Here is a 14183-nt window from a genome sequence, read left to right as displayed (position 1 = left end):
TTGTCAGAAAAGCTCGACTTTCGGCCCGGATGCGTCGTTGGCCATCCTGTCTTGTTGCTTCAGGGAATGCGAATGGATTTTGCGCTGGGATGACATCACGTATTGGCCGTAGATCTGCTCCAGGTGCTGGGACAGGGGCTGCATCTGGACATCCGTCTGTTCCGAGGCCTTGAGTCGTTCCGCCAGCAACTGACTGTGGCTGTCCAGGCGGTTGAGGGCGTCGGTGACCTGTTCGATCTGTTGGCGCGTCATGTCCTGGAATTGGACGCTGGCCATGGCGTTGAGGAACATGTCTTCCAGTTGCTTGCTGCTTTCCCTGATCTTCAGCAGCACCTGGGTCTCGTGGGCCGTGACTTCCTGATAGCTGCTGCCCAGCTCATCCAGTTGTTTGGCGAAACTGGAGAGGGCGTTTTGCTCCTGCTCGATCTGCTCGGCGGAAAGCTTGTCCTGGAACTGGGTCTCGATGGTGTTGGAAACCTTGAGGATGCCCTGGTTGATCTGATTCACGGCCTTGTCGGCCTCGGCGGAAAGCTTCCTCACCTCGTCGGCCACCACGGCGAAGCCCCGGCCGGCTTCGCCGGCCCGGGCCGCCTCGATGGCGGCATTGAGCGCCAGCAGATTGGTCTGGGCCGAGACCTTGCGGATCAGTTCCACCAGAGAGCCCAGGGACCGGGCCTCCTGCACTACCGTATTGACTCGCTGCTGGTCGGCTTCGGCGGCGCTGATGCGCATCTGGATATATTCCTCCAGGGTGGCGATCAGTGTCCGGTTGCGCTCGATCCGGGCTTCCGACTCGTTCAGGAGTTCCGACGACTCGTTCTGGGTGGCGGCGACAAAGGCCGACAGGTCGCCCACCACGCCATCGATGGTCTGGAGGTTGGAGGTGATGTCGTAGGCCGCCTTCTCGGTTTCCTCGGTGATGGTGGAAAGCTGACCCCGCACCACGTCGTTGAAGGTTCTCACCTGGTCGAGCTCCCGGGCCACTTCCTCGGCAGTGGCCAACAGAGCGGCCTGGCGCCGGGCATCTTCTTCGCTGTGGCGGCTCATGCCGTACAGGGTGTCCCGGAACAGGGCGAAGGAAACGATTCGTTGGCAGATATAGGCGGTGGCGAGAATCAGGAGGGTGCCGATACTGGCACCCAATGGTTGGGTGATACCCAGGGAAGGGAGGAACTCTTCATGAAACCAGTGATTGAAAAAGTAAACTGTCAGCGAGGCCACAAGGCCAATGACCAAAAAAATCGCCGTGGTGCGCCAGAGAATAAGCGCTTCTGGATTCCTCTCCTCCATGATGCCTCCCCGGCTCAGCGGATGACGAGCTTGACGGTGTTGAGCAGCTCGTCGGCGGTGGCGGGCTTGACCAGCCAGCCCGAGGCGCCGGCAGCCTTGGCTTCCATACGTTTGGATTGCTGGGATTCGGTGGTCAGGAAGAGGATGGGCATGAACTTGTAGTTGGGCAGGGTGCGCACCTGCTTGATGAAGTCGATGCCGTTCATGCCCGGCATGTTGAGATCGGTGATCAGCAAGTCGATCTTGGCGCCGGCCTTGAATTTGGCCAGGCCCTCGGCGGCGTTGGCGGCTTTTTCCACGCCATAACCCGCCTTGCCGAGAATGTTGGAGATGGACAGAAGGATGGTGGCGGAGTCATCCACCAACATGATGTTTTTCATATTTCCCCCATGAAGGGGCAAGCCCCCGATAAAACACTTGCGATCTGTTGCAAAGCCCCGGCTGGACTGCAATATTTTGTGCCGTGCTGCAACATTTCGACCCTGATGATAGCGCGGAATTTTATTACAACTCCATGACATCCTTGAGCTGGGTCAACTTTATTTGAGGTGACCATTAGATTGGAGTGGATAAATTTATTCCTGAAGCTTTGGGATAGGTCTTGGTTTCTCTAAGGGTTCAGCGGCACACTGTCGTCCTGAATTTCAAGGACGGATTTTTCATGCACGAGATGTCCCTCGCCGAAGGGGTAATGGAACTGATAGCGGAGGCGGCACGGCGCGAGGGTTTTGCAAGGGTGCGCACGGTCTGGCTGGAGATCGGTCGCCTGGCGGCGGTGGAAACTGAGGCCCTGCGCTTCTGTTTCGATGACGCGATGACGGGCACGCTTGCCGAGGGCGCCCGGCTGGAAATCATCGATCTGCCGGGCCAGGCCTGGTGCAGGCAGTGTCAGGCCGAGGTGGCCTTGCTGGACGATGACGGCATCTGCCCACAATGTGGCGGCTTCGAGCTGCGGATCACCGGTGGCGACCAGATGCGCGTCAAGGAACTGGAAGTGGAGTAGCAAGCATGTGCACGACCTGTGGTTGCAGTGGAGATGAGGCCATCCTGGATGGACCTTCCCATCCCTATCAGCCCGTCTCCAGCAGGCCCAACGTCAAGGCCGAGTCGCGGCGTGTGCGGGTGGAGCAGGACATCCTGGAAAAGAACGCCGTCCTGGCCAGGATCAACCGGGAACGCCTGGCGGAGCTGGGGGTCTTCGCCCTCAATCTGGTGTCGAGCCCCGGTTCCGGCAAGACCACCCTGCTGGTGAAGACCATCCAGGCCCTGGCGGGCCGCCTGCCCCTGGCCGTGGTGGAGGGAGACCAGCAGACCAGCCAGGATGCCGAGCGCATCCGGGCCGCCGGGGCGCCAGCGGTGCAGATCAATACCGGCAAGGGTTGCCATCTGGATGCCCTGATGGTGGGCCGGGCCCTGGCGCGTCTGCCTCTGGCGGACGGGGGGGTGCTGATGATAGAGAACGTGGGCAACCTGGTCTGCCCGGCGGCCTTCGACCTGGGGGAGGCTCACAAGGTGGTGATCCTGTCGGTGACTGAAGGAGAGGACAAGCCTCTCAAGTACCCGGACATGTTCCGCGCCGCTTCCCTGATGTTGCTCAATAAATGCGACCTGCTGCCCCACCTGGATTTCGACGTGGACCAGGCCATGGCTTACGCCCGGCGCATCAACCCGGCCCTGCGGATCATCCAGGTGTCGGCGAGGAGCGGGGAGGGCATGGACGACTGGCTGGACTGGTTGTTCGCCGGGGCGGAGGCGACCCGGAACGGTGCCGCCGGGCTGTGAGGACCGGCCGCAGCATCCACATCCGGGGTTTGGTGCAGGGCGTGGGCTTCCGCCCCTTCGTCTGGCATCTGGCCCGGGAACTGGGCCTGGCAGGATGGGTTCGCAATGATGCCGCCGGCGTCCATATCCTGGCGGAAGGTCCGGATGCGGCGCTGGATGCGCTGATATCCCGGCTTCAAGCCGAGGCGCCACTCGGGGCGCGGGTTGATCAGATATCTACCCGCGTCGAGCCGGCAACGGGTCATGGAGACTTCCGTATCGTCGATAGCGGCGGCGGTGCGGTGCAAACGGTCATTGGGCCAGATACGGCGACCTGCGGCGACTGTCTGCGGGAACTCTTCGATCCCGCTGATCGGCGCTGGCGCCACCCTTTCATCACCTGTACCCACTGCGGTCCCCGTTACAGCCTGACCCGGCGCCTGCCCTACGACCGGGCCCATACCAGCATGGCGGGTTTTGCCCTGTGCGCCGATTGCACCCGGGAATACACCGACCCGGCCGACCGGCGCTTCCATGCGGAGCCCATCTGCTGCCCGGCCTGTGGTCCCCGACTCGGTCTGCTCGATGGGCAGGGCCGCGCCCTGGCCGGCGACCCCATTGCCGTCTGCCTGGAACGCTTGCGGGCCGGGGACATCGTCGCCATCAAGGGCCTGGGCGGCTTTCATCTGGCCTGCGATGCCCGCAATGGGGCGGCCGTGGCCCGTCTGCGCCTTCGCAAGAACCGGGAGCAGAAACCCTTCGCCCTGATGGCGGCCAATGCCGCTTCCCTCGTGCCCTGGGCCCAGGTGGATGCCTCCGCCCTGGCCCTGCTGGAATCCCCGGAGCGGCCGGTGGTGCTGTTGCCCAAGGGGGCCGAACTTGAAGGCCTGGCGCCGGGTCTGGTCGAACTGGGGGCCATGTTGCCCTGCACGCCGATCCAGTTCCTGCTGTTCCACGAGGCGGCGGGACGCCCGGCGGGCATGGACTGGTTGCGTCAGACCCAGCCCCTGTTGCTGGTAATGACCAGCGCCAATCCTGGCGGCGAGCCCCTGGTGATCGACAACCAGGAGGCCCTGGCCTGCCTCCAGGGCATCGCCGACGCCTTGCTGCTCCACGACCGGGACATCCTGGTGCGCTGTGACGACAGCGTGCTGCGGGCCGGCCGGACGCCGGCTTTCATCCGCCGCGCCCGGGGCTATACGCCGAGCGCCATCCGCCTGCCCCGTGCCGGCCCTAGCGTGCTGGCCCTGGGGGGCGGGCTCAAGAATACCGTCTGCCTGACCCGGGGCGACGAGGCCTTCGTTTCCCAGCATCTGGGGGATCAGGAAAACGTCGCCAGTTACGATTTCTTCGAGCAGACCGTGGCCCATCTGCTGTCCATCCTGGAGGTGGAACCGGCCATCGTAGCGCATGACCTGCATCCGGATTTCCACGCCACCCGCTACGCCCTGGATTTTGCTGCCCAGCGCGGTATTCCCGCCCTGGCTGTGCAGCATCATCAGGCCCATCTGGCCGCCATCGCCGCCGAGCATGGCCACGAAGGGCCCCTGTTGGGCCTGGCCCTGGACGGAATGGGGCTGGGCAGCGACGGCCAGGCCTGGGGAGGCGAATTGCTGCTGCTGGAGGTGGCCGGTTTTTCCCGCCTGGGACACCTGGAAACCCTGCCCCTGCCCGGAGGGGATCGGGCGGCCCGGGAGCCCTGGCGCCTGGGGGCCGCCGCCTTGCACCGCCTGGGGCGGGGCGATGAGATACCTCGTCGCTTCGCTGATCGGCCCCTGGCGCCAGCCCTGGCGGCGTTGCTGCAACAGGGCCGGCACTGCCCGGAAACCTCCAGCCTGGGTCGGGTCTTCGATGCTGCTGCGGCTTTGCTGGGCGTGGCCCTGGAGTCGAATTTCGAGGGCCAGGCGGCGATGCTGCTGGAGGCCCGGGCCGTCGGCCATGGTGATGCGCCGGCCTGGGACGACGCCTGGCACATCACCACGGAGCGCAAGCTCGATCTGTTGCCCCTGCTGGCACGGCTGGCGGACTGGACCGGGACAAGCGGCGAGGCGGCGGCCCGGTTCCACGCCAGCCTGGGTGCGGCCCTGGCACAATGGCTGCTGGGGGCTGCCCAGGAGCGGGGCCTCTCGGTGGTGGCCCTGGGGGGCGGTTGCCTGTTGAACCGGATACTGGCCCTGAATTTGGTGGATAGTCTGGAGAATGCCGGACTCACGGTGCTTCGGGCGCGACAGTTGCCGCCGGGCGACGGCGGCATTTCCCTGGGCCAGGCCTGGGTGGCCAGGCAGAAAATGGAGTATTGAATATGTGTCTTGCGATGCCGGTGCGGGTCGTGGAATTGCTGGGCGACGAGAATGCCATCGTGGACCTGGACGGCGTGCGCAAGGAAATTTCCCTGGCCCTGGTGGAGGGTGTGGCCGTGGGCGATTACGTGATCCTCCACGTGGGCCATGCCCTGGAAAAACTGGATACCGAGGAAGCGCAGCGCACTCTGGATCTGTTCGCCGAGATGGCCTCCCAGGCCGACGGGGCGGCGCCTTGAAGCCGGACTACGTAAAACCCCTGGACCGGCGTCATGGCCGGGTGGAGTTGTCCCAGGGGGCCGGGGGGCGGGCCATGATGCAGCTTATTGGGGAAGTCTTCGCCCGAGCCCTGGGCAATGAATATCTGAATCAGGGCGATGACGGCGCCCGGCTGCCGGCCCCTGGTGGTCGGATCGTCATTGCCACCGATGCTCATGTGGTTTCGCCCCTATTTTTCCCTGGGGGCGACATCGGTTGTCTGGCGGTTCATGGCACTCTGAACGACGTGGCGGTGATGGGAGCAACACCCCTGTATCTTGCCGCCAGTTTCATCCTGGAGGAGGGCTTTCCCCTGGCCGACCTGATCCGCATCGTCGATTCCATGGCGACGGCGGCCCGGGAAGCCGGGGTGCCGGTGGTGACGGGCGACACCAAGGTGGTGGAGGCCGGCAAGGCTGACGGGGTGTTCATCACTACCACCGGCGTAGGCTCCCTGCGGGAGGATGTGGATCTGTCCGGCGCCCATGCCCGGCCCGGTGACGGGGTACTGCTCTCCGGTCCCATCGGCGACCATGGCATGGCCATCATGTCCCTGCGGGAAGGGCTGGCCTTCGATGCCCCCATCGTCTCCGACACGGCGGCCCTTCATGGTCTGGTGAAGACGCTGCTAGATGCCGTCCCCACCATCCGCTGCCTGCGGGACCCCACCCGGGGCGGCCTGGCCTCGACCCTGAACGAAATCTCCCGGCAGTCTGGTGTTGGGATGGTGATCGAGGAGGCGGCGATCCCTGTCCGTCCCGCCGTGGCCGCCGCCTGCGAGCTGCTGGGACTGGACCCTCTCAACGTGGCCTGCGAAGGCCGGTTGGTGGTCATCTGTCCGCCGGAACAGGAGGCTGCGGCCCTGGCAGCGCTGAGCGCCCATCCGCTGGGTCGGGAAGCGGCCCTGGTGGGCCGGGTTCAGGCCGACCCGGCTTGCTTCGTGCAGATGCGCACCCGCTTCGGCGGCCGGCGCCATGTGGATTGGCTCTCGGGGGAGCAACTGCCGCGCATCTGCTGATCCACATCCCCCGATGTAAAATCCGGCCCATGCCGCGTTCCTTCTCGTCTCCCGATCTTCTCGCCCGCAGCCTCAGCGCAGTCTGGCATCCCTGCACCCAGATGAAGCACCACGAGACCCTGCCCCTGGTGCCGGTGGCGCGAGGGGAGGGGCTCTGGCTCTACGATCCGGAGGGGCGGCGCTACCTGGACGCCATCAGTTCCTGGTGGGTGAATCTCTTCGGCCATTGCAATCCCCGCATCAATGCCGCTCTTCGAGATCAGTTGGAGACTCTGGAGCATGTGATGCTGGCAGGCTTCACCCATGAGCCGGCGGTGCAATTGGCGGAGCGGCTCTCGGCCCTCACCGGCGGCGCCCTGGGGCACTGCTTTTTCGCCTCCGATGGCGCCAGCGCCACGGAGATCGCCCTCAAGATGAGCCATCACGCCTGGCGCAACCTGGGGCAGCCGGATAAGACCGTTTTCCTCTGCCTGGAGGGCAGCTATCACGGCGAGACCCTGGGGGCGCTCTCGGTCACCGACGTGGCCATCTTCCGGGACGCCTACGCGCCCCTGGTCCGGGATGTGCGCACCGTGCCCAGCCCCGATTCCCGCCGAGCCGGGCCGGGAGAAAGCGCGGTGGATGTGGCCCGCCGCGCCGCCGCCGGCCTGGAGTCGGCGCTGAAGGCGGAGGGCGGCCGTGTCGCCGCCCTGATCGTGGAGCCCCTGGTCCAGTGCGCCACGGGCTTTGCCATGCATGACCCCGAATACCTGCGCCTGGCCCGCAAGCTGTGCGACCAGTACGGCGCGCACCTGATCTGCGATGAGATCGCCGTGGGCTTCGGCCGCACCGGAACATTCTTTGCCCACGAGCAGGCCGCTATCCGACCGGATTTCCTCTGCCTGTCCAAGGGCATTTCCGGCGGCTACCTGCCCCTGTCGGTGGTGTTGAGCACCGATGCCATCTATCAGACCTTCTACGACGACGCCACGAGCCGGGCCTTCCTGCACTCCCATTCCTACACGGGAAACCCCCTGGCCTGCCGGGCGGCCCTGGCGACCCTGGACATCTTCGAGACCGATGATGTGCTGGCGGCCAATCGGGAGCGGGCGGCCACCCTGAGCTGCTACCTGGAACCTCTGCGGGACGATCCCCGGGTTCGGCATTTCCGTCAGCGGGGCATGATCTGGGCCTTCGACGTGGTGGACGCCCCTTCGGACTTTGCCCGGCGCTTTTTTACCCAGGGCCTGGCGCGGGAACTGTTGCTGAGACCCATCGGCAACACGGTGTACCTGATGCCCCCCTATGCGCTGGACGATGCATCGAGTCGTTTCTTGGCGGAGGGTGTGGCTGATGTCCTGGCGGTGGTGATTTGATTTGTATCAAAAAAACGACACGGGATGACTTAGTAGTCATGTAGTAGTAAGGGGTACGTAATAACATCTGGCAAGCGCTATGGAGCGTGATTTATTTCCTTGCCATTTACGGTTCCGCCATGAAAAAGAATTTCCCGGTCACCCAGGTCGAAAGATTTCTGCCCCGGGGCAAGTACATTGTTTCCCGCACCGATCTGAAGGGCATCACTACCTACGCCAACGATGCCTTCATTGAACTGAGCGGCTTTTCCCGGGACGAGCTGGTCGGCAAGAACCACAATGTGGTGCGTCATCCCGACATGCCACCCCAGGCCTTCGCCGATCTCTGGACCACCATCCAGGCCGGCCATCCCTGGCGCGGCATTGTCAAGAACCGAGCCAGCAATGGCGACTTCTACTGGGTCAAGGCCCTGGTGGTGCCGGTGCGCAAGAACTCCCTTACCGTGGGCTATATGTCGGTGCGCACCACCCCGACCCGGGAGGAGATCGCTGCGGTGGAGCCTCTCTACCGGCAACTGCTGGCCAGCGGGCAGGCACTGCCCAAGTCTGGCCGGCAGCGCCGGGTTTCCCTGCGGGGAAAACTGATGGGGCTGACCGGTGGCGTCATTGCCGCAGCCCTGGTGAATCTGCTTATGGCCGCCACGGACGGAGCCCTGGGGCTAGCTCCGGGGCTCATCGACGGTATTCGCTGGGGACTCGGTGGCCTGATTCTCGCTGCCGGCGCTTACCTGTTTTATCTCCAGGCCAATGTGCTGGACAGGATGGGGCAAGTCACCGGTCGTCTGGACTGTATCGCCCAGGGTGATCTGACCGATGAAATCCCCCTGGATCGCCATGATGAGCTGGGCCGGCTCAATGATGACGTGATCAGCATGCAGACCCACCTCAAGGCCATGATCGCCGAGATTGCCGAGGCGGCCGGCTCGGTGGCGGGCAATGTGGGGCATTTGAATCTGCGCATGGAGGAGACCCGGCAGGCCTCTGCCAGCCAGTCCGAGGCGGTTTCCCATGTGGCGGCTGCCATAGAGGAAATGAATACCTCCATCGAGGTGGTGGCCCATGGCGCCGACGACACCGCCACCTCCATGGCCCAGTCCATCGACCTGCTGCGGCAGGCGGTGCATCAGATGGAACAGAGCCGCGCGGCCTCACGCCATGTGGTGGAGACGGTGAATCAGGCCAGTTCCACCATGACGGATCTGTACCAGGCCACCAATGCCATCGGCCAGGTCAGTACCACCATCCAGGAAATCGCCGACCAGACCAATCTGCTGGCGCTCAATGCCGCCATCGAGGCGGCTCGGGCTGGGGAATCCGGGCGAGGCTTCGCCGTGGTGGCCGACGAAGTGCGCAAGCTGGCGGAACGGGCGGGCTCCCAGACCAAGGAAATCTCCCGTACCGTGCAGGAGATACAACGGGTGACCCAGATGGCGGTGAACGGTATGGAAGCCGCCGGCGGCCATGTGGAGGCCGCCGAGCAAGCCATCGCGGTGGCCGAGCAGGAACTGGGCGAAGTGTCCCAGCATGATGAGCGGACCTCCACCATGTCCCGCGAAATCGCCCGCTCCACCCGGGAGCAGTCCGAGGCCAGCCGGGACATCATCCGCCAGACGGAAACCATCACCGCCAGTGTGGATCAGACCCGCTCCAGTGTGGATGAGGCTTGCCGCGCCGGGGACGAGATCGAGGGCGCGGCCAAACAATTGCGGGATTTGATCGCCTATTTCCGTTTCATCCGCTGATGGGGGACCAGCCCCTGGGCGATAATCGGGGGCATGGTTTTCGATGAACTGGAACTTGCCCTTGCCGAGCTGGACCGCGCCCATCTGCGTCGCCACCGCCGTGTCCTGGAGAGCCCCGCTGGCCCCCGGGTAACGGTGGAGGGGCGGCGCCTGCTGTCCTTTTGCAGCAATGACTACCTGGGCCTGGCGGCCCACCCGGAACTGATCGCGGCCCTGGCCGAGGGCGCCCGAGGCTGGGGCGCCGGCAGCGGCGCCTCGGCGCTGCTGGGCGGCCATCTGGTGCCCCACGAGGCGCTGGAACAGCGCCTGGCAGGCTTCCTCGGCCTGCCTCGCGCGCTCACCTTCACCACCGGCTACCTGGCCAATCTGGCCGTCACTCCTGCCCTGGTGGGGCGGGGCGATGAGGTGTTCGCCGACCGCCTCAATCATGCCTCCCTGATCGATGCGGTAGTGCTCTCCCGGGCCCGCCATCGGCGTTATCCCCACAATGACAGCGCGGCACTGGAACGGCTGCTGAAGTCCTCCACGGCCCGGCGCAAGCTGATCCTGACCGACAGCGTCTTCAGCATGGATGGCGACATGGCAGCCCTGGACCGGCTGCTCGTCCTGGCGGAAGAACACGATGCCTGGCTGGTGGTGGACGATGCCCATGGCTTCGGCGTGCTGGGACAGGAGGGGCGGGGGGCGCTGTCCCATTTCGGCCTGCAGGCCTCGCCCCGTCTGGTGCTGATGGGCACCCTGGGCAAGGCCGCCGGGGTGGGGGGCGCCTTCGTCGCCGGGGACGAGCGGGTGGTGGAATGGCTGATCAGCCGGGGGCGCAGCTATGTTTTTTCCACCGCGCCGCCGCCGGCCCTGGCTGCGGCCCTGTTGATGAGCATCGACCTGATCGAGGCGGGGGAAGGACGCCGGCAGCATCTGCAAGCCTTGATTACCCGGCTGCGGGGAGGACTGGCGCCCCTGGCCTTCCGGCGGGGCTGGCGCCTGGCCGATTCGGCTGGCCCGATCCAGCCCCTGATCGTCGGCGATACGGGCAAGGCCCTGGAGCTGTCGGCCCATCTGGAGAGGCTGGGCCTCTGGGTGCCGGCGATACGTCCGCCCACGGTACCGGAGGGTTCCTCCCGTTTGCGCATCTCCCTCTCGGCAGCCCATGGGGAGTCCGATGTGGATACGCTGCTGGCGGCCCTGGAGGCAGCACCATGATGCTGGCCGAACACAGCCTGGGCCAGGGCCCCAACCTGACCCTGGTCCCGGGCTGGGGCCTGGGTAGCGCCGCCTGGGATGGGGTGGCTTCTTTGCTGTCCCGGGAGTTCACCGTGCATCTGGTGGATTTGCCAGGCTATGGCGCCACGCCTCCCGTGGCGGACTACGGCATCGAGGCTCTGGCCGATGCCCTGGCGGCCACGCTGCCGCCCCGTGCCATGGTTTGCGGCTGGTCTCTGGGCGCCCTGGTGGCCCTGGCCTGCGCCGTCCGCCATCCGCGCCGGATCGCCCGCCTGGTGCTGGTGGGGGCCACGGCTTCCTTCCTGTCCCGGGAAGGCTGGGAGGCGGGCCTGCCGGCGGATAGGCTCGATGAATTCATCCGCGCACTGGAGACCGACGCATCGGCCCTGCTGAAGCAGTTCTCGGGATTGATCCATCACGGCGATGTGCACGGCAGGGAGGCCCTCCGGGCCACGCGCCATTGCCTCGATGGGGGACTGCCGGCGGATGGCGCCAGCCTGCGGGAGGGCCTGCGCACCCTGGGCACGACGGACCTGAGAGGGCTCTTGCCCGAGGTGACACAGCCGGTGCTGCTGATCCATGGCAGCGTGGACCCCCTGATGCCCCTGGGGGCGGCCGAGGCCTTGCTGGCGCGGCTACCCCGGTCCCGACTGGATGTCTTCGAAGGCAGCGCCCATGCTCCCTTTGCCTCGGACCCGGTACGCTTTGCCCAGCGGGTCAGTGACTTCGCGGTGGAGGGGCGATGAGCGCCCCGCACGGCCGCCCGAAGGGGTTCGCCCCGCGAACCCCCTCCCTTGGGGAGGGGGTTGGGGGGAGGGTAGTCCAGTGAGCGAAGCCCGGCATGTTCGTGCGCGCTTTTCACGGGCAGCGCACCGCTATGACGATGTTGCTGATTTTCAGCGGCAGATGGGCGAACGCTTATTGGCCACACTTCCTCACGGCCTGCCCTCCGGCTGGATGCTCGATGGTGGTTGCGGTACTGGCCATGGTCTGGGGCTGCTTCGCAGACACTGGCCTGATGCTGAAGTCCTCGCCCTGGATTTCGCCTACCCCATGGTGGCCCGTGCAACTGCGAATTCCAGGCTCTGTGCCGATCTTCAGGCCCTGCCCCTGGCGAATGCCAGCATGGAGGGCATCTGGTCCAACCTGGCCATTCAATGGTGCAATCCCGATGCCGTCGCCAGAGAGATGGCGCGGGTCCTGAAACCCGGTGGCTGGCTCGCTGCCAGCACCCTGGGGCCTGAGACCTTCCGTGAGTTGCGTCAGGCCTTTGCGACCGTGGACCGGTATCGTCACACCATTCCCTTCCCTGACCCGGATCATGTGGCCTCTGCTTTTCGCCGCGTGGGATTCATTGATGTGCAGTTGAGGCGGGAGACGCTGGTGCTGCACTATCCCGACATGGTGAGCCTGCTGTCCGCTGTTCGGGACCTGGGTGCCAGCCGGGTCACCGGCGGGGGGCGGCGTCCCGGTCTGATGGGCAAGGCCGCCTGGCGGCGCTTCGTCTCCGCCTACGAACTCATGGCCGAGTCTTCGGGCTTGCCCCTGAGTTATGACACTCTGTGCATTAATGCCACACTAGGCATGGGGTTGTAATAGACTCCGGCCCATGATTTTCCGGCTACTACTTATGTCAGTGTTCGCTGGCCTGATGTCTACGGCGGCTGCGAATGGATTCGGCGTCCGATTTTCCGGGTTTGGCACGGTGGGACTTGCCTGGACCAGCCAGAAGAACGCTGATTTCGTCAATACGGCCCAGCCTTATGGCCCTGGTAGGTCCCGTTCCCTGGACGGCGGGCTGGATTCCATGCTGGGCCTGCAGGCAGACGTGAAGATGGGGCCGGGCCTGGATGGTGTGTTTCAGGTCATTACCGGACTTACCCCGGATGGCCGATTCAAACCGGAGATCACTCTGGCCAATCTGCGTTACGAGTGGTCGGAAAATGTTTCTTTCCGGGGCGGACGTCTGCCACCGAACCGCGCTCTGGCTGCCGAGTATCGCCGGATTAATTTCACCTTGCCCTGGCCGCGACCGCCGGCAGAGATTTATGGACTGTTTTCGGCAGCGCCTTCGAACGGTGTCGAGGTATTGATCCGCACCCATCAGGATTTCGGCACGATCAACTGGCGCCTGGGCAGCATTATCAGCTACTCGGAAGCACCATTCGATAACGGAGCTTCCGTGGCTGTCAGTCGGGCAAGGGGGACATTTGCCACTGCGGAACTGCTGCGAGGGGACTGGCGCTGGACAGCCTCCTTCGCAAGACCCCGTTCCCTGACGCTCAATCGCTCGGCCATGGAGCCTCTGCTCAGGGAAATCCAGCGGATTGATCCCCATGTATCCGAGGATTTCGACAACAACATGACTTTCCCCTATTTGAGTTTTGGGGGTGTTTATGATGGCGAACACTGGATGGTGATGGGGGAATGGCTGCGTCGTAGCGGAAAGTCCGCCTGGGCCGCTGATCGGCAGGGGGCCTATCTGACCGTGGGGCGTCGTTTCGGTCCGACCATGCCCTATGTCACCCTGGCCCGCCGTTTGACCGATGACGGTTCGGGGCATTACGACGGTAGTCCGGCCCATGGGCTGATCAAGGCTTCCTACGATGTCCAGCGCCAGACCCAAAGCACCCTGGCCCTGGGCGTCAATCATGAGTTGGGCCCCGGTGTCCGGCTCAAGGCCCAGGTGGATTTCATCCGTCCGGACGAGGCCAGCCGGGGGCTCTACATCAACCATGGGCCCAATTACAACGTGTCCCATCCGTCAGTGGAAAGAGTCTGTTCCGTTGGCCTGGACTTCGTTTTCTGAGTCCTAGGGATGCGAGTCATGCTGTTCCTGCTGTTATTGATTTTGTCCTGGGCGGCCACTGGAGGAGAGTTGCTGTTGGTGGCCCATCGAGATCTTCCGGCGGTCAGTCTCAGTCGCGAAGATGTGGCAGATTTGTTCCTGGGCAAACGTCGCATTTACGCGGGCGCGCTGGTCCTGTCGCCCATGGATGTGGCAAACGAGGGCTTGCGGGAGGGCTTTTATCAGGCGGTTGCCGGATTCTCCAGTAACCGGGTGCGTGGTTATTGGGCCCAGCAGGTCTTTACCGGGCGGAGCCGGCCTCCCAGGGAAGTCGGGCCCGCCGAGGCGGGTGAAATCATCGTGAAAGAAAAGGGTGTGGTGACTTATCTGCCCGTTGTACCTGCGGGTGCTCGGATATTGTTGCGACTGAGTGTGCCCTGATTTTTCGGT

The 14183-nt window shown here is 64.7% G+C and carries 14 protein-coding genes; 12 read left to right on the top strand and 2 right to left on the bottom strand.

The window, feature by feature from the left end; translation table 11 throughout:
• Positions 1-3 precede the first annotated feature (3 nt).
• Together DENOEST_RS10730 and DENOEST_RS10725 are read right to left on the bottom strand one after the other, a co-directional pair.
• On the bottom strand, positions 4-1290 hold the full coding sequence (locus tag DENOEST_RS10730) for a methyl-accepting chemotaxis protein (protein ID WP_145772111.1): 1287 nt from the start codon (positions 1288-1290) through the stop codon (positions 4-6).
• Positions 1291-1304: 14 nt separating this feature from the next.
• Entirely contained in the window at positions 1305-1670 is a 366-nt protein-coding gene (locus DENOEST_RS10725; protein ID WP_145772110.1) for a response regulator, read from the bottom strand.
• Between the two features lie 281 nt (positions 1671-1951).
• Here DENOEST_RS10725 and hypA point away from each other — a divergent pair, with 281 nt between their 5' ends.
• From hypA to DENOEST_RS10670, 12 genes are all read left to right on the top strand, one after another.
• Positions 1952-2293 (top strand): hydrogenase maturation nickel metallochaperone HypA, encoded by a 342-nt coding sequence (gene hypA / locus DENOEST_RS10720; RefSeq protein ID WP_183148237.1) that lies wholly within the window; start codon positions 1952-1954, stop codon positions 2291-2293.
• A 5-nt stretch (positions 2294-2298) separates the two neighbouring features.
• A complete protein-coding gene (gene hypB / locus DENOEST_RS10715) occupies positions 2299-3072 on the top strand; it encodes a hydrogenase nickel incorporation protein HypB (RefSeq protein ID WP_145772109.1) in 774 nt (257 codons plus the stop codon).
• The gene (gene hypF / locus DENOEST_RS10710; protein WP_145772108.1) at positions 3069-5351 is read left to right on the top strand and encodes a carbamoyltransferase HypF; all 2283 of its coding nucleotides are present in this window, start codon (positions 3069-3071) and stop codon (positions 5349-5351) included. The genes hypB and hypF overlap by 4 nt, the downstream gene beginning before the upstream one ends.
• A gap of 2 nt (positions 5352-5353) precedes the next feature.
• Complete coding sequence (locus tag DENOEST_RS20200; protein ID WP_232096491.1) at positions 5354-5590, top strand: HypC/HybG/HupF family hydrogenase formation chaperone; 237 nt, start codon at positions 5354-5356, stop codon at positions 5588-5590.
• Positions 5587-6627 (top strand): hydrogenase expression/formation protein HypE, encoded by a 1041-nt coding sequence (gene hypE, locus DENOEST_RS10705; protein ID WP_232096490.1) that lies wholly within the window; start codon positions 5587-5589, stop codon positions 6625-6627. The genes DENOEST_RS20200 and hypE overlap by 4 nt, the downstream gene beginning before the upstream one ends.
• Before the next feature lie 29 nt (positions 6628-6656).
• Complete coding sequence (locus tag DENOEST_RS10700; protein ID WP_145772106.1) at positions 6657-7982, top strand: adenosylmethionine--8-amino-7-oxononanoate transaminase; 1326 nt, start codon at positions 6657-6659, stop codon at positions 7980-7982.
• Between the two features lie 119 nt (positions 7983-8101).
• A complete protein-coding gene (locus tag DENOEST_RS10695; protein WP_145772105.1) occupies positions 8102-9724 on the top strand; it encodes a methyl-accepting chemotaxis protein in 1623 nt (540 codons plus the stop codon).
• A gap of 33 nt (positions 9725-9757) precedes the next feature.
• Complete coding sequence (gene bioF, locus DENOEST_RS10690) at positions 9758-10924, top strand: 8-amino-7-oxononanoate synthase (RefSeq protein ID WP_145772104.1); 1167 nt, start codon at positions 9758-9760, stop codon at positions 10922-10924.
• Complete coding sequence (locus DENOEST_RS10685; protein ID WP_145772103.1) at positions 10921-11691, top strand: alpha/beta fold hydrolase; 771 nt, start codon at positions 10921-10923, stop codon at positions 11689-11691. Before bioF ends, DENOEST_RS10685 begins: the two co-directional genes overlap by 4 nt.
• Entirely contained in the window at positions 11600-12541 is a 942-nt protein-coding gene (locus DENOEST_RS10680; RefSeq protein ID WP_145772102.1) for a methyltransferase domain-containing protein, read from the top strand. Before DENOEST_RS10685 ends, DENOEST_RS10680 begins: the two co-directional genes overlap by 92 nt.
• Before the next feature lie 34 nt (positions 12542-12575).
• Complete coding sequence (locus DENOEST_RS10675) at positions 12576-13754, top strand: hypothetical protein (protein ID WP_145772101.1); 1179 nt, start codon at positions 12576-12578, stop codon at positions 13752-13754.
• A gap of 18 nt (positions 13755-13772) precedes the next feature.
• Positions 13773-14174, top strand: a complete 402-nt coding sequence (locus tag DENOEST_RS10670; RefSeq protein WP_145772100.1) for a hypothetical protein — start codon at positions 13773-13775, stop codon at positions 14172-14174.
• Positions 14175-14183: the final 9 nt, after the last annotated feature.

This window comes from Denitratisoma oestradiolicum (assembly GCF_902813185.1).
Classification (GTDB): Bacteria; Pseudomonadota; Gammaproteobacteria; order Burkholderiales; family Rhodocyclaceae; genus Denitratisoma; species Denitratisoma oestradiolicum.
Note: the sequence above shows the minus strand (reverse complement) of the source record. Positions and strands in the feature narration are given on the sequence as shown.